Annotated in this window: 23 protein-coding genes and 2 pseudogenes; 1 reads left to right on the forward strand and 24 read right to left on the reverse strand. The window is 49.7% G+C overall.

The genetic code is table 11. The annotated features are described in order from the left end of the window. The 23 genes and pseudogenes from ON064_RS09755 to ON064_RS09865 form a co-directional block, all read right to left on the reverse strand. A pseudogene (locus ON064_RS09755) lies at positions 1 to 268 on the reverse strand (ribonuclease HII); the annotation flags it as partial. A gap of 55 nt (positions 269 to 323) precedes the next feature. Further along, positions 324 to 1199: a ribosome biogenesis GTPase YlqF gene (gene ylqF / locus ON064_RS09760; protein WP_274624610.1), complete on the reverse strand. Its 876-nt coding sequence runs from the start codon at positions 1197 to 1199 to the stop codon at positions 324 to 326. An 11-nt stretch (positions 1200 to 1210) separates the two neighbouring features. Further along, positions 1211 to 1768 carry a signal peptidase I gene (gene lepB, locus ON064_RS09765; protein WP_121297720.1) on the reverse strand — a complete coding sequence of 186 codons (558 nt, stop codon included), beginning with the start codon at positions 1766 to 1768 and terminating at the stop codon, positions 1211 to 1213. Positions 1769 to 1964: 196 nt separating this feature from the next. Continuing rightward, positions 1965 to 2309, reverse strand: a complete 345-nt coding sequence (gene rplS, locus ON064_RS09770) for a 50S ribosomal protein L19 (protein WP_058383570.1) — start codon at positions 2307 to 2309, stop codon at positions 1965 to 1967. A 136-nt stretch (positions 2310 to 2445) separates the two neighbouring features. Beyond that, complete coding sequence (gene trmD / locus ON064_RS09775; RefSeq protein WP_211655833.1) at positions 2446 to 3174, reverse strand: tRNA (guanosine(37)-N1)-methyltransferase TrmD; 729 nt, start codon at positions 3172 to 3174, stop codon at positions 2446 to 2448. Continuing rightward, the gene (rimM, locus tag ON064_RS09780) at positions 3174 to 3689 is read right to left on the reverse strand and encodes a ribosome maturation factor RimM (protein WP_274624611.1); all 516 of its coding nucleotides are present in this window, start codon (positions 3687 to 3689) and stop codon (positions 3174 to 3176) included. The genes trmD and rimM overlap by 1 nt, the downstream gene beginning before the upstream one ends. 62 nt (positions 3690 to 3751) lie before the next feature. Next, on the reverse strand, positions 3752 to 3985 hold the full coding sequence (locus ON064_RS09785) for a KH domain-containing protein (protein WP_101190532.1): 234 nt from the start codon (positions 3983 to 3985) through the stop codon (positions 3752 to 3754). 12 nt (positions 3986 to 3997) lie between these two features. Then, complete coding sequence (rpsP, locus tag ON064_RS09790; protein WP_058383567.1) at positions 3998 to 4270, reverse strand: 30S ribosomal protein S16; 273 nt, start codon at positions 4268 to 4270, stop codon at positions 3998 to 4000. A 92-nt stretch (positions 4271 to 4362) separates the two neighbouring features. Further along, positions 4363 to 5695 (reverse strand): annotated as a pseudogene (gene ffh, locus ON064_RS09795) (signal recognition particle protein). 13 nt (positions 5696 to 5708) lie between these two features. Then, positions 5709 to 6032 (reverse strand): putative DNA-binding protein, encoded by a 324-nt coding sequence (locus ON064_RS09800; protein ID WP_058383565.1) that lies wholly within the window; start codon positions 6030 to 6032, stop codon positions 5709 to 5711. Between the two features lie 67 nt (positions 6033 to 6099). Beyond that, entirely contained in the window at positions 6100 to 7116 is a 1017-nt protein-coding gene (gene ftsY, locus ON064_RS09805) for a signal recognition particle-docking protein FtsY (RefSeq protein WP_274624612.1), read from the reverse strand. Positions 7117 to 7127: 11 nt separating this feature from the next. Beyond that, a complete protein-coding gene (gene smc, locus ON064_RS09810) occupies positions 7128 to 10733 on the reverse strand; it encodes a chromosome segregation protein SMC (protein WP_274624613.1) in 3606 nt (1201 codons plus the stop codon). Between the two features lie 2 nt (positions 10734 to 10735). After that, positions 10736 to 11491: a ribonuclease III gene (gene rnc, locus ON064_RS09815; RefSeq protein ID WP_274624614.1), complete on the reverse strand. Its 756-nt coding sequence runs from the start codon at positions 11489 to 11491 to the stop codon at positions 10736 to 10738. Positions 11492 to 11630: 139 nt separating this feature from the next. Continuing rightward, a complete protein-coding gene (locus tag ON064_RS09820; RefSeq protein ID WP_058383561.1) occupies positions 11631 to 11867 on the reverse strand; it encodes an acyl carrier protein in 237 nt (78 codons plus the stop codon). Between the two features lie 40 nt (positions 11868 to 11907). Beyond that, positions 11908 to 12654 carry a 3-oxoacyl-[acyl-carrier-protein] reductase gene (fabG, locus tag ON064_RS09825; RefSeq protein WP_274624615.1) on the reverse strand — a complete coding sequence of 249 codons (747 nt, stop codon included), beginning with the start codon at positions 12652 to 12654 and terminating at the stop codon, positions 11908 to 11910. Then, positions 12651 to 13589, reverse strand: a complete 939-nt coding sequence (fabD, locus tag ON064_RS09830) for an ACP S-malonyltransferase (protein WP_121297726.1) — start codon at positions 13587 to 13589, stop codon at positions 12651 to 12653. Before fabD ends, fabG begins: the two co-directional genes overlap by 4 nt. Next, positions 13586 to 14578 carry a phosphate acyltransferase PlsX gene (plsX, locus tag ON064_RS09835; protein WP_121297727.1) on the reverse strand — a complete coding sequence of 331 codons (993 nt, stop codon included), beginning with the start codon at positions 14576 to 14578 and terminating at the stop codon, positions 13586 to 13588. The genes fabD and plsX overlap by 4 nt, the downstream gene beginning before the upstream one ends. Further along, the gene (gene fapR / locus ON064_RS09840; protein WP_058383557.1) at positions 14575 to 15159 is read right to left on the reverse strand and encodes a transcription factor FapR; all 585 of its coding nucleotides are present in this window, start codon (positions 15157 to 15159) and stop codon (positions 14575 to 14577) included. The genes plsX and fapR overlap by 4 nt, the downstream gene beginning before the upstream one ends. An 89-nt stretch (positions 15160 to 15248) precedes the next feature. Beyond that, positions 15249 to 17291 (reverse strand): ATP-dependent DNA helicase RecG, encoded by a 2043-nt coding sequence (gene recG, locus ON064_RS09845; protein ID WP_274624616.1) that lies wholly within the window; start codon positions 17289 to 17291, stop codon positions 15249 to 15251. Then, the gene (gene sdaAA / locus ON064_RS09850) at positions 17281 to 18180 is read right to left on the reverse strand and encodes an L-serine ammonia-lyase, iron-sulfur-dependent, subunit alpha (protein WP_068462897.1); all 900 of its coding nucleotides are present in this window, start codon (positions 18178 to 18180) and stop codon (positions 17281 to 17283) included. The genes recG and sdaAA overlap by 11 nt, the downstream gene beginning before the upstream one ends. A gap of 16 nt (positions 18181 to 18196) precedes the next feature. Beyond that, complete coding sequence (sdaAB, locus tag ON064_RS09855) at positions 18197 to 18859, reverse strand: L-serine ammonia-lyase, iron-sulfur-dependent subunit beta (RefSeq protein WP_058383554.1); 663 nt, start codon at positions 18857 to 18859, stop codon at positions 18197 to 18199. 225 nt (positions 18860 to 19084) lie between these two features. Further along, on the reverse strand, positions 19085 to 20737 hold the full coding sequence (locus ON064_RS09860; protein ID WP_274624617.1) for a DAK2 domain-containing protein: 1653 nt from the start codon (positions 20735 to 20737) through the stop codon (positions 19085 to 19087). 18 nt (positions 20738 to 20755) lie between these two features. Next, entirely contained in the window at positions 20756 to 21118 is a 363-nt protein-coding gene (locus tag ON064_RS09865) for an Asp23/Gls24 family envelope stress response protein (protein ID WP_058383552.1), read from the reverse strand. A 220-nt stretch (positions 21119 to 21338) separates the two neighbouring features. Between ON064_RS09865 and rpmB the strand changes: the two genes are divergently transcribed. After that, positions 21339 to 21527 (forward strand): 50S ribosomal protein L28, encoded by a 189-nt coding sequence (gene rpmB, locus ON064_RS09870; protein WP_058383551.1) that lies wholly within the window; start codon positions 21339 to 21341, stop codon positions 21525 to 21527. A 57-nt stretch (positions 21528 to 21584) separates the two neighbouring features. Here rpmB and ON064_RS09875 read toward each other — a convergent pair. Beyond that, on the reverse strand, positions 21585 to 22152 hold a 568-nt coding region (locus ON064_RS09875; RefSeq protein ID WP_274624618.1), incomplete at its 5' end, for a thiamine diphosphokinase.

The raw sequence follows: 22152 nt of genomic DNA on the forward strand, positions 1-22152 counted from the left end.
CCGCCGTTACGACCGGGCCGGCAAGCGGTCCGCGCCCCGCCTCGTCGATGCCGGCAACGAGCGAAGCCGGATGTTTCTTGAACTGTTGATCAAAGCTTTGCTTGTCTTCCAACTCCCGCAGCAAAGAAAGCTTTTTGTCGAACCGGCGCTGCCAGGAGGCGAGCAATTGCTGGACGCTTTTGCGTGAATCGCTTTTCAGTTCCTCCATCCACGGCTCGAATGTTTCTGTCTGCATTAATTTTTCCTTGATTGATGCTGTCGTCTCCACGTTGCCACTTCCTTTTCACAAAGAAATAGCGGGCCCTGTTTAAGGACCCGCAGTGTTAAGCCAATTCGTCTTGTTCTGCAATCATTTCATCCCGGTAATCGAACGTGATGCGCCCGAGATGCTGGTTGCGGATATCGCGAATGATGATCTCGGCTGTCATTTCATAATCGACTTCGTTGTCTGGGCCGATCATATAGCGTTTTTTGCCGATATGGTCAAATGTCTTCACCAAGTCTTCATCGATATGGTCAATGCCATAACGGTCCATCAAACGGTCCGGATAGCGCTTTTCCAAAAACTTCAGCGCATAGATCGCCAGTTCCTGCATTTGGATGACCGAATCTTTGATCGCCCCCGTGACCGCAAGTTTCTGCCCGGTCTCCTGATCCTCGAATTTCGGCCAGAGGATCCCTGGCGTATCGAGCAATTCGATTTCTTTGCCGACTTTGATCCATTGCTGTGCTTTCGTGACGCCTGGCATATTGCCCGTTTTCGCTAGGCTTTTCTTGGCGAGGCGGTTGATCAACGTCGATTTCCCGACGTTCGGGATTCCGACGATCATGGCCCGTATGGCGCGCGGCTTGATGCCTTTCGCTTCCATGCGGTCCCACTTCTCTTTAAGGATCTCCTTCGAAGCTTTCGTGACTGCCTGAAGCCCTTTTCCTTCCAAGGAATTGATCGCCACGGCGCGTGTCCCTTCTCGTTCGAAATGCTCGATCCATTTCTTTGTTTCCCGCTCGTCTGCCATATCCATTTTATTGAGGATGATGAGGCGGGGCTTTTGCTGGATTACTTGGTCGATCATCGGGTTGCGCGATGACAACGGCAAGCGTGCATCCACCAATTCGAAGATGATATCCACCAACTTCAGTTTTTCTGTTACTTCCCGGCGCGCTTTTGCCATATGTCCTGGAAACCATTGAATCGTCATGCTACCACTCCTTATTTTACGATGCCGGCTTCATCCACCGGCCAAAAAACGAAATTCGTATTGCCGATCACTTCATCGATCGGCACCAGCCCGATATGGCGGCTGTCTTTGCTCGCCCTGCGGTTATCCCCCATGACGAATACATAGCCGTCCGGGATGGTGGAATAGCTGGTGATATCCTCAAGCACAAAATCTTCTGTCAAGGTGCCGGTAATGCCTGTCTTGTACTGGTCAAGATAAGGTTCTTCCACTGCTTCTCCATTTATAAAGAGCTGGTCTTCCTCATAGGCAACATGGTCGCCCGGTAATCCGATGACCCGCTTTATATAGTCTTTTTGTTCCGGCGCATGAAAAACGATGATGTCGAATCGATCCGGTTCGCCGATATTATAGCCGATTTTGTTGACGATCATCCGGTCGCCGTGTTCAAGAGTCGGCATCATCGATTCCCCGTCCACCACAATGGGGGTGAATAGGAAAAACCGGATAATTGCCGCAAGGCCGAACGCGATCAATAGAGCTTTGGACCATTCCCACACTTCATTTTTCTGTTTCCCTTCAGCTTCCATGCGTGTTCCTCCCCGCGCTTAATGCTTTAATTGTACAGCGAAACAAGGTGTTTAGCAAAGAAAAGAAAAGCTATCTCCCTGCATTCACTATGCTCTTTACGCCCTGTAAACAGCATAGTAAAAGGCCCAGGCGATAAGCCCGGGCCTTTTAAATGCAAAAGAAGAAGGCGTTAAGCCTTCTTCCTTGTTTGCGATATTAACGGATTTCTTTGATACGAGCTGCTTTACCGCGTAGGTTGCGCAAGTAGTACAATTTAGCACGACGTACTTTACCACGGCGAGTAACTTCAAGCTGAGCGATTTTCGGTGTGTGTACAGGGAATGTACGTTCAACACCTACACCGTAGGAGATTTTACGGACAGTGAATGATTCACTGATTCCGCCTCCGCGACGGCTGATAACGACTCCTTCGTATACCTGGATACGTTCGCGAGTTCCCTCGACAACTTTCACGTGGACGCGAACAGTATCTCCTGGACGGAAATCTGGAAGATCCGCACGAAGTTGTTCTTTAGTGATTTCAGCAATGATGTTTTGCATGTTTTTTTCTCTCCTTCTACAGATGCTCTTGCAATCCGTAATCTTTGCAGCGGAACACCGTGATTCGTGTACTTTACATAAAAGTACATTCTCCATACTATCACTTCATGCGTCTGGCTGCAAGAGCTATCGTGATTTATTTTTCGGCTTGTAAACGAGCCAATATGGTTTTTTGCTTATCGCTAAGTTCGACATGGTCGAGAAGGTCCGGGCGGCGTTCGAGCGTGCGCTTCAAGCCTTGTTCTTCTCGCCAGTCTTCAATTTTGGCGTGGTTTCCTGAAGTCAATACGTCCGGAACAGCCATGTCTCTATAGATCGCTGGACGCGTGTAATGCGGATGCTCCAAGAGGCCGGTCGAAAAGGAGTCGCGGACCGGTGAATCGCTATTGCCAAGCACACCCGGCAACAACCTTACAACGCTGTCGATCACGGTCATGGCCGCCAGCTCCCCGCCGGTCAATACGAAATCGCCGATGGAGATCTCGTCAGTGACCAAATGTTCCCGGATGCGTTCATCGTAGCCTTCGTAATGGCCGCAAATGAACACCAGTTCCTCTTCAAGGGCAAGTTCTTCCGCTTTCTTCTGCGTAAAGCGTTCGCCTTGCGGGCACATCAAGATGACGCGCGGCTTCTTGCCGTCATTTGTGATGCTTTCGACCGCATTGAAAACCGGTTCAGGTTTCAGCACCATGCCAGCACCCCCGCCGAACGGGTAATCATCCACTTGGCGCTTATTGTCGGCAAATTCACGGATGTCGACAACCCCTAAAGTGACCGCGCCTTTGTCCTGCGCTTTTCTCATGATCGAATGCTGGAACACCCCTTCGAACATGGGCGGAAAAAGAGATAGCACTTGGATGTTCATCATGATAACAAGCCATCCAAAACATCGATGGTGATTTTCTTTTCATCGATATCGACTTCTTTGACCACGTCTTCGATATAAGGGATGTAATGCTTTTTGCCTTTTGCCGGCGTTACTTCCCAGACATCATTGGCGCCTGTCTCCAAAATTTCGGTCACTTCTCCAATTTCCTCGCCTTCAACAGAAAACACTTGGCAGCCAAGAATTTCGTGATGGTAAAAAGCGCCTTCTTCCAAATCGCCGAGATCGTGTTCAGCGATCTTCAAATATCCTTCCTTGAACGGTTCGACATCATTGATGTTCGGATAGCCTTCGAAAGATAGGAGATTGAAGTTTTTATGTGTACGATGGCTCGCCACTTTCACCATAATCGGTTTTTTAGCGCCTGGCGTAAAAAGGCCGAGCTTATTGCCGATAGCAAACCGTTCTTCCGGAAAATCGGTACGGGACATCACGCGCACTTCACCGCGGATCCCGTGGGTATTGACTATTTTTCCTACGTTAAACCATTCCACGCATAAACACCCTTCCTGTATTTTTTCCTGAAAAAAAAGGAAGGAACCGGGGCTCCTTCCTTTCAATCCACAATATCAAGGTACGTTTTCTTCTTATGATAATTTCCTGCTGCTGAATAGACGACAGAGCGTACAGCTTTCGCCACACGTCCTTGCTTGCCGATCACTTTCCCTGTATCGCTTTGATGCACGGAAAGCTTGTAGACGACTCGGTTAGTGTTTTCGTCTTTTTCAATACGAACTGCTTCCGGATAATCAACTAGCGGCTTGACTATCGTTTCAATCAGCTGCTCCATAAGAACGCTCCCTTACTTGTTTAGTTTTTCGTTATGGAATTTCTCCATAATGCCGTTCTGAGAGAACAAGTTGCGTACTGTGTCAGATGGTTTAGCGCCATCATGAAGCCATTTCAACGCCAATTCTTCGTCGATTTTAACTTCAGCTGGAACTGTCAGCGGGTTGTAAGTACCTACTGTTTTGATTTGACGGCCGTCACGTGGAGCACGTGAATCAGCGACTACGATACGGTAGAAAGGAGACTTTTTAGCTCCCATACGTTTTAAGCGAATTTTTACTGCCATTTTATAAAGCACCTCCGAATAGTTTCACACAAGATATTATATTAGCAAGCTTTAAAAGGTTTGTAAAGTATTTTTTCTTAACACTACTAAATTTACTTGAAAAGCGAGTCCAGGCCTGGCATCGACATCTTTTTCTTGCCCTTTTTGCCGGCCATTCCGGACATTTGTTTCATCATTTTCTTCATGTCTTCAAACTGCTTGAGCAGCCTGTTGACGTCTTGGATGGACGTTCCGGAACCGCGTGCAATCCGTTTTTTGCGGTTTGCATTGATGATTTCGGGAGTCGTCGATCGCTTCGACGCGCCTCATTTGGCTCTCGTCCACTTTGGCGTTTTCAAGGCCTTTGATTTTACCCGCGCCTGGGAGCATCTTCAAAATTTCATCGAGCGGCCCCATTTGCTTCACTTGATCCAATTGCTCAAGGAAATCATCGAATGTGAACGAAGACGTCCGGAATTTCTCTTCCAATTCCTTCGCCTTGGCCTCATCGACGTTCGTTTGCGCTTTTTCGATCAAGGATAGCATATCGCCCATGCCGAGTATGCGGGAAGCCATGCGCTCTGGGTGGAATGGTTCAAGCGCGTCCATCTTCTCGCCTGTACCGATATACTTGATTGGCTTTTCCGTGACGGCGCGAATTGATAATGCTGCACCACCGCGCGTGTCGCCATCAAGCTTCGTCAGGACGACACCTGTGATGCCGATTGCGTCATCAAAGCTTTGCGCTACATTGACCGCATCTTGACCCGTCATCGAATCGACGACAAGGAAAATTTCATCCGGCTCTTTAATCGAACGGATGTCTTTTAGCTCCTGCATCAATTGCTCATCGACATGCAACCGACCTGCCGTATCGATAATGACCGTATCCAGATGTTCCGCTTTCGCGTATTCAATCGCTTCACGGGCGATATCGACTGGATTTGCTTCTGTGCCTTTAGAGAAAACCGGCAGCGATAATTGTTTGCCAATCGTCTCAAGCTGGTTAATTGCAGCTGGGCGATAGACGTCCGCTGCAACTAGCAATGGCTTGCGGTTATTCTTCTTACGGAGCACGCCTGCAAGCTTACCGGTCGTCGTTGTCTTACCGGCCCCTTGTAAACCGACCATCATGATAACCGTTGGCTGGCGCGTCGAAAAGTCAATTTTGCTTTGCTCTCCGCCCATCAACTCTGTCAGTTCATCTTTGACGATTTTTACGACTTGTTGCCCTGGCGTCAAGCTTTCCATAACTTCAAGGCCAACCGCACGTTCACTAACTTTCTTAATGAACGACTTGATTACTTTTAAGTTGACATCCGCTTCAATCAAGGCAAAGCGGACTTCGCGCATCATCTCTTTTACGTCTGCTTCGGACAATTTCCCTTTGCCTTTGATTTTGGTCATCGTTCCTTGCAGGCGTTCAGATAATCCTTCAAATGCCACTATATACCGCCTCCTAGTCCCATTCCTTCAACTCGTCCAAAAATTTCTGGACATTGTCATCTGTGAATGGCTGTTTTTCAAAAGTCGAGACGAGTTGCTGGCGCCGCTGAAATTTCTCGAACAGCTGCAACTTCTCCTCATATTCTTCTAGCATCGCTTCGGTCCGGCGGATATTATCATACACCGCTTGGCGCGTAATTTCATACTCTTCGGCAATTTCACCGAGCGAATGGTCATCCAGGTAATACAAGCTCATATAGCTGCGCTGTTTGGGCGTCAGCAGCTCCTGATAAAAATCAAAAAGATAGTTCATTCTGGTCGTTTTTTCCAGTCCCATCAATGACGCTCACCCCATTCATACTCCTGTATACCATACTGAATCACGGCAACTCCGTCAAGTAGTTTTACTTGTCTGCGTTTATTTCCTGTTGTTCTTCACGGTCTAAACCTTCGGCAAACAATCCGTAAACGTATTTTTGTGGGTCGAACGGCTGAAGGTCATCGAGTTTTTCACCGAGCCCGACGAATTTCACCGGGATATTGAGCTTGTTGCGAATCGCCAGGACAATGCCGCCTTTTGCGGTCCCGTCAAGTTTCGTCAAGACGATACCCGTCACTTCCGTCACTTCTTTAAAGGTCTGGGCTTGGATCATTGCGTTTTGCCCTGTCGTCGCATCCAACGCGAGCAGCACTTCATGGGGCGCACCTGGAATTTCACGGGCAATCACACGATGCACTTTCTGCAATTCATTCATCAAATTGACCTTGTTCTGCAAACGGCCTGCCGTGTCGCAGATCAAGACATCGATATTGCGTGATTTCGCAGCGCGTACAGCATCGTACATGACCGCTGCCGGATCGGATCCTTCACTTTGCTTGATGGTTTCGACACCCACGCGCTGTCCCCACACATCGAGTTGATCGATGGCGCCGGCGCGGAATGTGTCGCCTGCTGCCAGCATGACGGACTTGCCTTCGTTTTTCAGGCGCTGGGCCAGTTTGCCGATCGTCGTCGTTTTGCCGACACCGTTGACGCCGACCATCAGAATAACGGTTGGACCGGATTCGGCGAACGTCAATTCACTTAGTTCTTGATCACCAGATTCGTAAATTTCGACCAATTTTTCGGAAATGACCGATTGCACGTTGGATGTATCTTTGACATTTTGGCGCTGTACTTCAAAACGCAATTCTTCCATCAATTCGATGACGGTTTCAAAGCCAACATCTGCCTGCAACAGTACTTCTTCAAGTTCCTCGAAAAAGTCTTCATCGACTTTACGATAACGTGCGACCAAATCATTAATTTTAGATGTGAAACCGGTCCGCGTCTTACTTAACCCTTCGCGGTATTTTTCTGTTGACTGTTCTTCCTCAACGTTATTGCTGAATTTATCTTTTAATTTCTTAAAGAAACTCATAGACTCACTCCTTATTTAATGTCTTCCTGCAATTTGACGGAAACCAATTTGGAAATACCGGACTCTTGCATAGTGATGCCATATAGCACATCCGCGCCTTCCATTGTTCCTTTGCGGTGGGTAATGACGATAAATTGCGTATCTTCGCTGAATTTTTTCAAGTACTGACTGTAACGCACGACATTTGATTCATCAAGCGCCGCTTCGACTTCGTCAAGAACACAGAACGGCACAGGGCGCACTTTCAAGATGGCAAACAGCAAGGCGATTGCCGTGAGTGCTCTCTCCCCACCGGACAACAAGCTCAAATTCTGCAGCTTCTTGCCTGGCGGCTGTGCGATGATATCGACGCCTGTCATGAGCAGGTCCGATGGGTTGGTCAGTACCAGATCCGCAGAACCCCCGCCAAACAATTCACGGAATACATGGCGGAAATGGCTGCGGATGGCATGGAATGTTTCGTCAAAACGCAGGGTCATCTCCTCATCCATTTCTGCGATTAAGGTGCGAAGCGTGTCTTTCGCTTCATTCAGATCATCCCGCTGCTCGCTCAAGAAGCGATGGCGTTCCGCTACATGTTCATATTCCTCGATGGCGCCAATATTGACGCTGCCGAGTTCTTCAATCGATTGTTTAAGAAGCTTTACTTGCTTCCTGACAGTAGCTTCCTCTCCTTCTAGCGGGTAGCTGTTTGCTGCTTCGAGATCCATTTCGTAATGATCTTCGAGCTGTCCGAGAAGCCCCTGCAATTGCACTTCGAGGCGCGTCGCCTTCACTTCGCAGATACGTACAGCTTCTGTAAAGCCTTTATGGATGCGGCTTTGTTCACGCAGCTGCTGTTCTTCTTCATCAAGTGCGTGCTGCAGCTTTTGGCGCTCTTTGCGAGAGGCATCGACGGTTGTGTTCGCTGACTTCCGCGCAGCGGACCATCTTTGAATTTCTGACTCGATTTCTTCATCCGAAAAGCTTTTGGAAGCTTCATCCGATTGAATCCATTGCAACTCGCGTTCAAGTTCCACGAGCCTGTTGCGGCTTGCTGTGCGGCGTTCCAATAATTCATCCACTTGCGCAGTGAGCTGCTGGATGCGCTCTTTGCGAACTGCCATGTCTGATTTGAATTCGGCGAGTTTCGCCAGCAATTCACCTCTGGCTGTTTCTTTTTGCTGCTTGAAGCCAGTCAGTTCTTCAATTTCGCCGTTCAAGCCCGCCAATTCGCTGGCGATAGCATTCATGCGGTTAGCCGCCTCTTCCTTGCGTGAAGCAAGGCCAGAGAGATCCTGCTTGTTCTGCTGTTCTGCACGGAACAGCGCAAATCGGCTATCGGTCGTTTTCCACACCGCCTCGATTTCCCGCAGATGCATCGCGCTTTCCGCCTCAAGTTCTCGGTAACGCTCTCCTTCTGTGCGAAGATGTTCTAACTGTTCTTTCGCAATCTCTGCATGCGATTGCAATTCACGGACTTTCTGTTCGGCTTCCTCAATAGTGCTTTGAAGTTCAGCAGCCTGTTGCTGCAATTGCTCCAGTTCTGCCTTTCTCGTAAAGAACGAGGCCTGGTTTTTCGTCGCGCCTCCTGTCATGGAACCTCCGGCATTGATGACGTCACCATCCAACGTCACAACACGGTACCGATGGCCGATTGCTTTGGCTATCGATGTCGCGCCCTCGAGATCTTTTGCCACTAGGACATTGCCGAGCAGGTTTTGGAAAATCATCGCGTACTGTTCTTCATAGCTGACAAGCTGTGACGCGATATCCACAAACGAAGGATGTGCCGAAACTGATTGCACTACTTGCTGGGAGATCTGTCTTGGTTTCATGACCGTCATCGGGAGGAACGTAGAACGCCCTGCGCGTTTGGTTCTCAAAAAACGGATCGCTTCGCTGGCACTTTTTTCATCGCTCGTGACGATGTGCTGGCTAGCTGCGCCAAATGCGGTTTCGATCGCTTTGGCATATGGCTTTTGGACATCCGCCAACTCTGCCACAGCGCCGATGATGCCATTTAGTTCGTTGCGCTCCCTTGCCTGCAATACTTCGCGCACCCCATGGAAGAATCCTGAGTAATCGGCTTCTAAATCCTGCAAGGTCTCGATGCGTGCAGATAGTTGTTTATGGGATTGGTACGCCTGGAACAATAGGGATTTCTTGTGATCGTAATCCGCGGCTAATTGTTTTGCAGCGGTTTCCTGTTGTTTGAAATGCTGGCGTTTGCGGTCAAGGTCCGCATGAATTTCTTCATACGCTTTTTCCGCTTGCTGTTTTTCTTTCAATAGGCGTGCAAGTTCTTTTTCAAACGATTGTTGTTGCGCGGCAATGCGGCCGCTCGATTCCGTCATTTGCTGCTGTTGGAAATCGATGTTTTTCAGTTCATTTTTCAACCCTGCCTGTTCGTTCATCAATTCGATATAGAGAGATTTCTTCGCTTCAATTTCATTATCGATATCGGCAGGTGTCAAATTCAATTGCGCTTCTAGCTGCTGAATCAACTTGCGGGTCTTCTTCTGATCCATTTTCTGCTGTTCGAGGGAAGCGTATTGTTCTGCATGGCGCTGTTCGAGCTTGGTAGTTTCTTCACGCTCAGCCTTGATCGACTCTTCCAATGCCTGGCGCTGGCGGTCTGCATTATGCTTTTTCTCGTGCATCAGCAATTTGCGGCCTTCCCATTTTTCGGCTTCTGAACTCGCTTCAACGAGCGCCGCTTGTGCTGTGTCGATTTTTTTATCCAGCGCATGCACCGATCGCTTCGAAGCGTCAATCAATTGTTCCGTTTCCGAAATTTCGCCCGCCAGACGCTGCTCTTCCGCTGCGTGCTGCAAAGCTTCTTGCGACAGCTCTGATAGTTGTGCCTTCAATGCATTCGCATCGTATGCCAATAGCGCAATATCCGCATCTTTTAATTGGGCGCTCATATCGAGGTAATCGCGCGCTGCGGATGCTTGCATCTGCACTTTTAATTGGGCGCTCATATCGAGGTAATCGCGCGCTGCGGATGCTTGCATCTGCAGCGGCTCCATCCGCCCATCGAGCTCGTGCAGGATATCGAGCACACGGTTCAAGTTTTCGTCCGTTTCGTTCAATTTGAATTCGGCTTTCCGTTTACGCTGTTTGTATTTCAACACTCCGGCTGCTTCTTCAAAAATGGAACGCCGTTCGTCCGCTTTGCTATTGAGGATTTCATCCACACGCCCTTGGGAAATGATGGAAAACGCTTCTTTTCCTAATCCCGAATCCATAAACAGATCGGTGATATCCTTCAATCGGCATGGCTGCTTGTTCAATAGATATGCACTTTCGCCACTGCGAAAAACCCTTCTCGTTACGCTGATTTCGCTGTAATCGAGAGGGGCTTTGCCGTCCGTATTATCCAATACCAATGTGACTTCCGCAAAATTAAGCGCTTTCCTCGAATCGCTTCCGGCAAAAATCACATCTTCCATTTTCGCTCCGCGCAGCGATTTTGCGGATTGCTCGCCGAGAACCCAACGGATCGCATCGGTTACATTGCTTTTGCCGCTGCCATTCGGCCCGACAACGGCGGTGACGCCAGGGACGAAATCGATGCCGACACGGTCGGCGAACGATTTAAACCCGATTACTTCCAATCTTTTCAAAAACATGTTCAATCCTCCGCTGTTTCCTGCAATTTAAGGATGGCAAGCTGCGCTGCCTTCTGCTCCGCTTCTTTTTTGGAGCGCCCGTCGCCTAGGCCTAGTTCCTGGTCGCCCAAGGAAACGCGCGTCACAAAAATCCGGCTATGTGCAGGACCCTTTTCTTCGATGATTTCATAGTTCAAGGTGCCGGTATTCTTCTGCTGCACCAGCTCCTGCAATTGGCTTTTATAATCCATCGCATGAGAAAAAGCACCGACTTCCACTTTCGGGAATAGCACTACCTCTAAAAAGGCCACGACCTTCTCAAGCCCCTGATCCAGATAAAGCGCTCCAACGAATGATTCGAAGACATCCGCAAGAAGTGCAGGTCGCGTTCTGCCCCCTGTCAATTCCTCGCCTTTGCCGAGTAGAATGTATTTGCCAAAATCCAGTTCGTTGGCAAATAGCACAAGGGACGGCTCACAGACGATCGATGCGCGCAGTTTGGTCAGTTCGCCTTCAGCCATTTCAGGATATTTCATATAGAGGAAATGCGATACCGACAATTCCAATACGGCGTCGCCTAAAAATTCCAGGCGTTCATTGTCCGTGAATTGTCTTCTTCGATGCTCATTCACATAAGATGAATGGGTAAATGCCTGCTGCAGAAGGGCAGGCTGTTCAAACTGGATATCCAGCTCTTTTTGCAATTGCTCAAATGCCTGTTTCGCGCTTTCTTTCAGCGCCATTTGTTTGGTGTGTTTCGGTTTTCGTTTCATCGCCATTTTTATCTGCCTTCCTCTATTGTTCTCTTGTTGATTTTACCTGTTTTTCGGGCATTGTGCAAAAAGAGAATTGACGCACAGCTAGGCTGTGCGTCAATCATTTGTGTTATCAAGCTGGGACGGATCCCGTTTATTCAACTTAAGCTTGTTTTTTTTCGATGTAAGTTACTGCGTCGCCTACCGTTGACATTCCTTCTGCATCTTCATCGGAAATTTCCATGTCGAATTCGTCTTCTAGCTCCATGACCAATTCAACTACATCCAATGAGTCTGCCCCAAGGTCGTTTGTGAAAGATGCTTCAGGTTTCACTTCGCTCTCTTCCACACCAAGACGATCTACGATTACTTTGGTTACTCGCTCCAATACTGTTGACAATGCCGTCACCTCCCCTCAAATCAGTATACATAATTGTGAACTACATGACCATGCCGCCGTCCAGATGCAAAGTCTGACCGGTTACATAACTTGCTTCGTCGGAAGCCAGGAACAATGCCGCATTCGCCACATCTTCCGGCGCGCCGAAACGGGCAAGCGGAATTTGGGCAAGCATGCTCGATTGTACATCATCGCCGAGCTTTTCTGTCATGTCGGTCGTGATGAATCCAGGGGCTACCGCATTTGCCGTAATTCCACGGCTTGCAAGTTCTCTCGCCGTCGTCTTCGTCAAACCGATGACACCCGCTTTTGCCGCCACGTAGTTCGCTTGTCCTGCATTGCCCATGACGCCCACGATCGAGGCGATATTGACGATGCGCCCTGCGCGCTGTTTCATCATTTGGCGGGTTACTGCTTTGGTGCACAGGAAAACACCTTTCAAGTTCGTATTGATCACGTCATCCCATTCGTCTTCTTTCATGCGCATCATCAAGTTGTCGCGTGTGATGCCGGCATTATTGACAAGGATGTCGATCGAGCCGAATTCCTTCATCGCCGTATCCGCCATCACTTTTACCGCATCGGCATCTGCGACATTGGCTTTGACGGCAATGGCTTTGCCACCCGCTTGTTCGATTTCAGCTACGATGGCTTCCGCCTTGTCCTGGCTGCCGCTATAATTGACGACGATATTTGCGCCTTCTTCAGCAAAACGGCGGGCAATGGCTGCCCCAATGCCGCGGGATGCCCCTGTAACGATGGCTGTTTTTCCAGTTAATTTGCTCATGTTGTCAACTCCTCTACCGCTTTTTCGAATGACGCCAGGTCATGGACCGGAATAACAGTGACTGAACGGTCGATTTTTTTCACCAAGCCGCTCAGCACTTTTCCAGGTCCGACTTCGACAAAAGTAGTGACGCCAAGTTCGATCATCTTCCGCACGGATTGCTCCCACAAAACAGGCGAGTACAATTGATGTATCAACATGTCCTGCAGCTGTGTCGCGTTCGTTTCCGGTTCGGCCCTGAAATTTGTCACAACAGGAACTTTTGCATCGAGCAGGAATGAATCACTTAGCACTTTTGCCAAGTCATGTGACGCGGAACGCATCAATTCCGAGTGGAACGGGCCGCTGACGTCAAGCGGGATGGCACGTTTTGCGCCGCGCTCTTTTGCCAGTTCACACGCTTTTTCCACTCCCGCTTTCGTTCCGGAAATAACGATTTGCCCCGGGCAGTTCAAGTTGGCCAATTGGACGACTCCTGCGCTATTGGTCGCATCATCCGTCACTTCTTCCAGCTTGTCTGCATCCATCCCCAGAATAGCGGCCATTGCGCCTTCACCTGCAGGCACTGCTTCATTCATGAATAATCCGCGCTTATGGACCACTTCCACCGCTTTCGGAAATTCCAGGACATTCGATGCGACAAGTGCACTGTATTCACCAAGGCTGTGCCCCGCTGTATAATCCGGTCGGATGCCTGCACGGATCAATCGTTCCGTGATCATCGAGCTGACAGTCAAAAGTGCCGGCTGCGCGTGATAAGTCAAGGTCAATTCTTCCTGCGGGCCTTCGAGCATCAATTTCGACAAACCCATCCCAAGCACTTGGTCTGCGCTGTCGTAAAACTGGCGGCTCTTGTCATCTTCCAGAAAGCTTTCGCCCATGCCCACTGCCTGCGAGCCTTGCCCTGGATAAATAAATGCGATTTGCTTTCTCATGACGATTGTTCCTCCTTCAAGGTGCTGTAAATCTTGCCGGCCACATCATGCTCGACCATTGTGCGCGCCTGGCGGATGGCGTTATAAAATGCGGTGCCATTGGACGAACCGTGCGCTTTGATGACTGGCGCCTTCAACCCGAATAATCCTGCACCGCCGTATTCGCTGTAATCCAGCATGCCTTTTAACGCGCTCAAATCATTTTTCACGAGCATCGCTGCTATTTTAGTTTTAGTTGAAGCCATAAAGACATCTTTGATCATCGCGAATACATTCATCGCCGTCCCTTCGATCGTCTTTAAGACCATATTGCCGGTAAAACCGTCCGTGACGACTACATCAGCAGCGCCGTTCAGCAAGTCGCGCGACTCCACGTTGCCAATGAAGTTGACAGGTGCTTCTTTAAGCAGCGGAAATGCCGCTTTCGTCAGTTCATTGCCTTTTTTCTCTTCTGTCCCGATATTCAGCAAGCCGACTGTCGGATTTTGGACACCGCGTACTTTTTCGGCATAGATGCTGCCCATGATGGCGTATTGCACAAGATGCTCCGGCTTGGCATCGGCATTGGCGCCGAGGTCCAGCATAAGAAAGCCTTTTCCGTCCATCGTCGGCAAAGTCGGTGCAAGCGCCGGGCGGTCGACACCGTCAATGCGGCCGACAATAAACAAGCCAGCTGACATAAGGGCTCCTGTGTTTCCTGCGGATACTGCCGCGTCCGCGGTCCCTTCTTTGACCGCTTCGGCCATACGGACCATCGATGCATCTTTTTTGCGGCGCACCGAACGGACCGGATCGTCTTCCGATTCGATCACTTCAGTGCAATGGATAATCGTCAAACGGTCTTGCGGTTTTATGTATTCATCGATTTTGTCCTGTTGCCCGTAAAGCAAAATCTCCACGTCGCTGAACGCTTCGAGTGCTTGTTTGACACCTTCGATAATTTCTTTCGGGGCGTTGTCCCCGCCCATTGCATCGATCGCTATTTTCACGAATTGTCACCTTCACTTTGTTCAGTCATGCGGTACATTTCAAATGTCCCGATAAAAACTACTGCCTGGTCAACCGTCGACACCACTTTGACGAACGCACGGTGCTTGTGCGGCTGCCTGTCGGTCACTTGCGCTTTCGCGACGACCCGCTGCCCGGCTTTAACCGGCTTCAAAAATTGCAATTCCGATTTCACCGTCAATGCCAATTCTTCGTTCATCACCGCTACTGCCAAGGAATTCGCCTGCGCGAACAGATGATGCCCCCTGGCAATTCTATTACGCTGGAAAACGTGTTCCGGTTTGACATCAAAAATGGAAATGGCTTTATTGTCCAATTCTATATCGATAATTTCACCGATCACTTCGTCAATCGGCAAGGATTTCACTTCATCGTCAAAGGTCTTCTCGGCAACATGTTTAATGCGCTCCCGAAGTTCAGGAATCGAAAGCTCCATCCTGTCGAGACGGATGGTCTGGACACTGACCCCGAACTCTGCCGATAATTCTTCATCGGTCACGAACGGATTGTCCTTAATCGAGGATTTCAGCGCAGCTTGCCGCTCTTTTTTAGGTTTTCTCACTATGTCACCGCCCGCTATTAGCACTTGGTACTAATATGAGTATATAAACAACAAAAAAAGAATGCAAGGAAAATCGGTCTCCCTGCATCCTAATCAAGCCTTCCGCCTTCGAGAATGCCGGAGTCTTCGAGCATCGCCCGCAGGCATTTCGTTTCGTCCGAGACCCAGAACGACTCGCTGGCGATCAACGCTTCCGCGTCTTTTCTCGCCGCTTCTAGCGCACGGTAATCGTGGACCAAATCCGCCATGCGGAACTCCGGAATACCGCTTTGCTTGCGGCCAAAGAAATCACCCGGCCCTCGCAGCTCCAAATCTTTTTCGGCAAGGATAAAGCCGTCGTTCGTTTCCGTCATCGAATTCATGCGCTCTTTGCCGATCTCCGTTTTCGGGTCTGCCAACAGCACACAATAGGATTGGTCGCTGCCGCGACCCACGCGCCCGCGTAATTGGTGTAGCTGCGACAAGCCAAAACGTTCAGCGTCATAAATAAGCATGAACGAAGCATTCGGGACGTTGACGCCGACTTCGACCACAGTCGTCGACACCAGCACCGCGATCTTTCCTTCAGCAAATTCACGCATCGTTTGCTCTTTTTCATCCGGATGCAGGCGTCCGTGCATCAATCCGACGGTATGACGGCCTTCGAAATACACCGTCAATTGCTGGTACAGCTCGACCGCGTTCTGGTATTCCAAGGTTTCGGATTCTTCGATCAGCGGTGCGATGACATACGCCTGCCGCCCGGCGAGAAGTTCTTTTTCCATGCGGCCGACAATTTTGCCGAACATCTCTTTTTTCATCCAATAGGTTTCGATCTCTTTTCGCCCGGCCGGCATTTCATCGATGATCGAGACGTCCATTTCACCGAAAGCCGAAATTGCGAGCGTCCGTGGAATTGGTGTGGCGGTCATGAACAGGACATCCGGGTTTAAGGCTTTATCTTTCAGCACACGCCGTTGGTCCACACCAAAGCGGTGCTGCTCATCGGTGATGACCAATCCTAGGCTTTTGAACAAGACTTCCGGCTGGATCAATGCATGGGTACCGATCAAAATGTCGATTTCGCCATCCACTAGACGCTTCAACACTTCCTTGCGTCTCTTGCCTTTAACGGATCCTGTCAATAAGGCGACGCTGACGCCAAAAGGACGGAACCATTCCTCGAGCGTATTGGCATGCTGCTCAGCGAGGATTTCCGTCGGTGCCATAAGCGCCCCTTGTTTGCCTGCTGTTACGGCGGCATACAAAGCGATTGCGGCGACGACAGTCTTGCCGGAACCGACATCCCCCTGCAATAGGCGGTTCATCCGGAACGGTTCTTTCATGTCGCGGCAGATTTCATTGACGACGCGTTTCTGGGCACTGGTCAAATCGAACGGCAAGGCATCGATGAACGCTTTCAAGCGATTCAAATCATAATCGATGAACGAACCGCCCTCCGCTTCCCGGTTCTTCTTGCGCAGCGCCTGCATCTTCAATTGAAACAGCAATAGCTCTTCATACACAAAACGCCGGCGCGCCTGCTTGAGCGAAGCGGCATCTTCCGGGAAATGGACGGTTTCGAGCGCTTGTTCAAACGGCAGCAGCTGGTATTCTTCGCGGATGGAAGCGGGCAGGCAATCCTGGAGGCCGCCTTTTGTGGCATCTAGCGCTTGCCGCATCAGTTTGCGGAACGTTTTCTGGTGCATCGAACCTTTCAGGCTGTAAACCGGTTCGAAATCCGCGCCATCTGTCCGCGGGCCGATCGAATGGCTGGAAACCGTGATCAATTGGCGGCCACGATCCCATTTGCCAGTCAAAGTGACAATCGCGCCGATTTGAAGCTTGGCTTTCACGTAATGCTGGTTGAAGAATACTGCTTTGACGAGATGGCGACCGACGAGCACCGTCACAGTCGTCCGCGATTTATTTTTTCCTAAAAAAAGGACGGAAGGTTCATTTTCGACCCTTCCCTCCACCGTTACCCGTTCATTATGGGGCGTTTCAGCCAGATCTTTGAGCTGGAAATCCTCGTGGCGATACGGGAAGGTCATGATCAAGTCTTCAAGACTTTCGATTTTCATGTCCCGCAAGGTTTCAGCCGCTTGCTTCCCGACCCCCTTCAATGAAGAGACGGGTGCTTTATTGTCCACTGCCGACTACCGACCCGCCGAAGATTTTCGATTCTAGCCATTTGCCGGTCGGTGTTGCAGCCAATCCGCCTTTTGCCGTTTCGCGGAACGCGCTAGGCATTGCTTGCCCGATTTCGAACATGGCGCTGATGACTTCGTCGCACGGGATGCGGCTTGTGACACCAGCTAGCGCCATATCGGCGGCAACAACCGCATTGGATGCACCCATCGCATTGCGCTTCACGCATGGCACTTCCACGAGCCCCGCCACAGGGTCGCAGACTAGACCAAGCATATTCTTCAAGGTAATGGCAAAAGCTTCAGAACTTTGCTGAGGCGTGCCCCCTGCCATTTCAATGATGGCAGCAGAAGCCATTGCCGCTGCAGAACCGACTTCTGCCTGGCATCCACCAGCGGCTCCGGAAATCGAGGCATTATTGGCCACGACAAAGCCGAACGCTCCGGATGTGAACAGATAACGGATCATCTGTTCACGTGTCGGGTTCAATTTATTCTTCACAGCAAACAAGGTGCCTGGGACAACCCCTGCGGATCCTGCGGTCGGCGTCGCGCAAATCGTGCCCATCGCCGCGTTCACTTCATTGGTCGCGACGGCTTTGCTGACGGCATCGAGCAGTAGATCGCCGGATAGGCTATTGCCTTGCTGCATGTATTTTTGCAGCAGCACCGCGTCGCCACCGGTCAAGCCGGAAACGGAATGAACGCCTTGCAAGCCTTTTTCGACCGCTTCTTCCATGACCGTCAAATTACGGTCCATTTGCTGCATGATATCTTCCCGCGAACGGTCTGTGATGAGCATTTCCTGTTCGATCATGATCTCGGAAATGAGCTTACCTTCTTTTTCTGCCCGTTCGACGAGCTCCCTTACATTTCGGAATAGAACATCCATTTCTCTTACCTCCAGTTTAGTCGGCGATGCGTGTGACTTGCGTAATATTCGGCAACTCGCGCAATTCGCCCATTACTTCTACATCTACCGTCTGATCGACTTCGATGACCATCAACGCCATGTCCCCGCGCTCTTTGCGGGATACTTCCATATGGCCGATATTGATGTCGTATTTATATAAACAATTCGCTACGTTTGCGATACAGCCCGAGCGGTCGTCGTGGACGACGAGGATCGCCGGGTGGTTGCCGGATAGCCTGAGCGGGAAACCGTTCAGTTCCGTAATTTCGATTTTGCCTCCGCCGATGGAAATTCCCATCATTGACATTTCGGATTTTTCATCCCCGATGACGATCCGCGCCGTATTCGGATGATCGACATTCCCCGTTTCCGGAATGAACTCATAGCTCATGCCGAGCTTTTCCGCTTCTTCAAAAGCAGTTTTGATGCGTTCGTCGAATGTATCGTAATCCAGTAAGCCGCCGACAATCGCCACATCGGTCGAATGCCCTTTATAGGTTTCTGCGAAAGATCCGTATAAATGGATCTTCGCCCATGCCGGCTGCCTGCCGAACAGGTCGCGCGCTACCCTGCCGATGCGTGCGGCACCTGCAGTATGCGAAGATGATGGCCCGATCATTACCGGGCCGATTATATCAAAAACAGATTTGAACTTCATGCTCAAACCCCTCACTTTCCGTCTCGTATAATTTCATTTTACATGAAAAGCGCCGCGGAAACAAAAATAATAAAGCGCATACATTGTCTTAACCGTGGGCTTTTCCCACTATCCGCCGAGGTTTTTATTGTTTTGCGCCATTCCGCACTTCGCACGGTGCTTTTCTATTGTGGGAAAATAAAAAAGCGGAAGCCCGGTGTCTTGTTCCCGGACCTCCGCCTAACATTATTCAACTGCCAGAATATATGGATAGAGCGGCTGCTTGCCATTGTGGATTTCCACTTCGACGTCTCCGTTCAATGATTCGATGAACGCGCCGAGCTTTTCGGCATCCGCTTCACTGACATCTTCGCCGAAGAGGATCGTTACGATCTCTGCATCCGCATCGACCAGCTTTTTGCATAGTTCTTCTGTGACTTTTTCAAGGCTTTCATCCGACACGACGATCTTGCCTTCTGAAATTCCCATGAAATCGTCTTTCTTGATGGAGACGCCGTCAATCGATGTATCGCGCACTGCAAAAGTCACCGACCCCGACTTGACGTGCTTGATTGCATCCCCCATCGCTTGTTGGTTGTCTGCGACGGCGGCTTCCGGATTGAAAGCGAGAAGTGCCGACATGCCTTGCGGGACATCTTTTGTCGGAACGACGGCTGCTTCGATATCAAGAAGCTCTGCAGCTTGTTCCGCTGCCATGATAATGTTTTTATTGTTCGGCAAAATCAGCACGCGCTCTGCGCCGATCGAACGGACCGCATTGACGATATCTTCCGTTGACGGATTCATCGTCTGGCCACCTTCGATGACGTAGGAAGCGCCGATCGAACGGAGCAATTCCGCTACGCCTTCGCCCATCGCGACCGTGACGATCGCATATGGATGCTTCGCTTCTTCAACTGCCGCAGTCTTTTTATGGCCTTCGCCGACAATATCGGTATGCTGCTGGCGCATGTTTTCGATCTTCATGCTGATCAGGCTTCCGTATTCTTGGCCGTATGTAAGAACTTTCCCAGGCTCTTCGGAGTGGATATGGATTTTCGCGATTTCATCATCTGAAATGACCAGTAGTGAATCACCGTAAGCGCTCAAATCTGTCCGGAACGCGGCTTCATTGAAAGAGCGTTTGCCGTCTTCAAATTTGACCATGAATTCCGTGCAATAGCCAAATTCAATATCTTCAGTGTTCATGAAGCCGGCGATGTTCTTATGGTGCTCGGCACTGACCAGTTCATCCATTGAATTATCGACATGCTTCTCCGGCAATGCTTCGCCTTTCAATGATGCAAGAAATCCTTCGTAGACATAGACGAGGCCTTGCCCGCCGCTGTCGACAACTCCAACTTCCTTCAGCACTGGTAACAGGTCCGGTGTTCTCTCAAGCGATGCTTTTGCTTCTGTGACAATCGCTTCGAACAATACGATGATATCTTCTTCACTGTCTGCTAGGCTCATTCCTTTAGCCGCTGCATCTTTCGCGACCGTCAGAATCGTGCCTTCGACCGGTTTCATGACCGCTTTATAAGCGGTCTCGACCCCATGCTGCAAAGCTTCTGCCAATTTTTTCGCGGATAGTTCCGGCTCATCGGCGATAAATTTGCCGAATCCGCGAAACAATTGGGACAAAATGACTCCTGAGTTGCCGCGCGCGCCCATGAGCAAGCCTTTTGATAAAGCACCTGCTGTTTTCCCGATATGTTCTTGTGTATGTGCTTCTGTCTCTTTTGCACCGGATGTCATCGATAAATTCATGTTCGTCCCAGTATCGCCGTCTGGCACTGGGAAGACGTTCAATGCATCTACATAATCCGCATTTTGGTATAGATGGTGCGAACCCATCTGCACCATTTCAGCGAATTTCACTCCGTTTAATGACTTCATAACCGAATTTTCCTCCTCTTACGGGTTCGTCACACGAACGCCCTGGACATAAATGTTTACCGCACTAACCGGCATGCCCAATGTTTTTGTAATTGTATATTTCACTTTGGATTGGACTTGATACGCCACTTCCGAAATTTTCGTTCCGTAGCTGATGATTACGTACATATCAATGACCAAATCGCCATCTTCTTGGCGCACAAGGACTCCTTTGGCAAAGTTCTCTTTGCGGAGAATGTCCGTGAGGCCGTCGCGGATCTGGTGTTTCGTTGCCATTCCTACGATGCCGTAGCATTCGATCGCAGCACCGCCGGCTATTTGGGCTATCACATCATTGGAAATATCGATTTGACCATATTCATTATTCAACTCAATCGACATTAAAATTCCTCCTCGAGTCCTATTTCACTCTTTTCATTCTACATGAAAGCCCTTTATAAGAAAAGCCAACGTTTTAGCCTGTAAAGGTTTTTTTCTTGAAAGGCTGTGAATTTCACTTGCGCCTGTCTTTTTTCTATGGTAAATTATTAAAGTATGTGAAACGAAAAACGAACTGAAATTCTATTATAATTTTCAGCTTCACTTGTGAGGAGGGACTTACATGCCAAAAGTATGTGCAGTATCTGGACGTAAAGCTCGTGCAGGAAACAGCCGTTCACACGCGTTGAACTCGACAAAACGTACATGGGGAGCAAACCTTCAAAAAGTTCGCATCCTTGTAGACGGCAAGCCGAAACGTGTATGGGTTTCCGCTAGAGCATTGAAATCAGGAAAAGTTGAGCGCGTCTAAACCGCTCATGAATAATGCCAGGTCTGACAATTGTCAGCCTGGCATTTTTTCGTGCGTTCAATCGGAACTTTCGATGACAATCAAGTGACCGCCCGTGAATTCAACCGTTCCATCCTGTACTAATTCATTGCTGATAAAGCGCGTCGAACCGAACGGAATCCGCTCATCGTTCACCGGATACTTGAATCCTTCTATCGTAAAGCCGCTCACTTCTTCCGCGAATGGATAAAAGGAGACGTATTTGAAAGCTTGATCGGCTTCCATAGGATATGTTCCGGGCTCCATGAACCGGATGCGGTTCTGCTTGTTCACGATCATGAAATCGATATACGGATAGCTTCTTTGGTAGGCAAAGACGATGTGCAAGGCAGCCATATAATGGTCGAGCCTGCCGCCGGTCACACCGGTAACAATGACAGTCTCCGGATTGTAATGCATCGCTTTCTTCAAGGCAAGTTCCGTATCCGATTCATCTTTTTCCGCAGGCGACCGTTCAAGTGACGGAAATGCTGAGCGGATTTTTTCATACTCGCTGTCTGTCACCGAATCAAAATCCCCGACCGCTTCCACTGGTTCAATGCCGAGCCCAAGCAGCGTCATGACCCCTGCATCCACCCCGATATAG

It is taken from the genome of Planococcus sp. A6 (assembly GCF_028823615.1).
Classification (GTDB): domain Bacteria; phylum Bacillota; class Bacilli; order Bacillales_A; family Planococcaceae; genus Planococcus.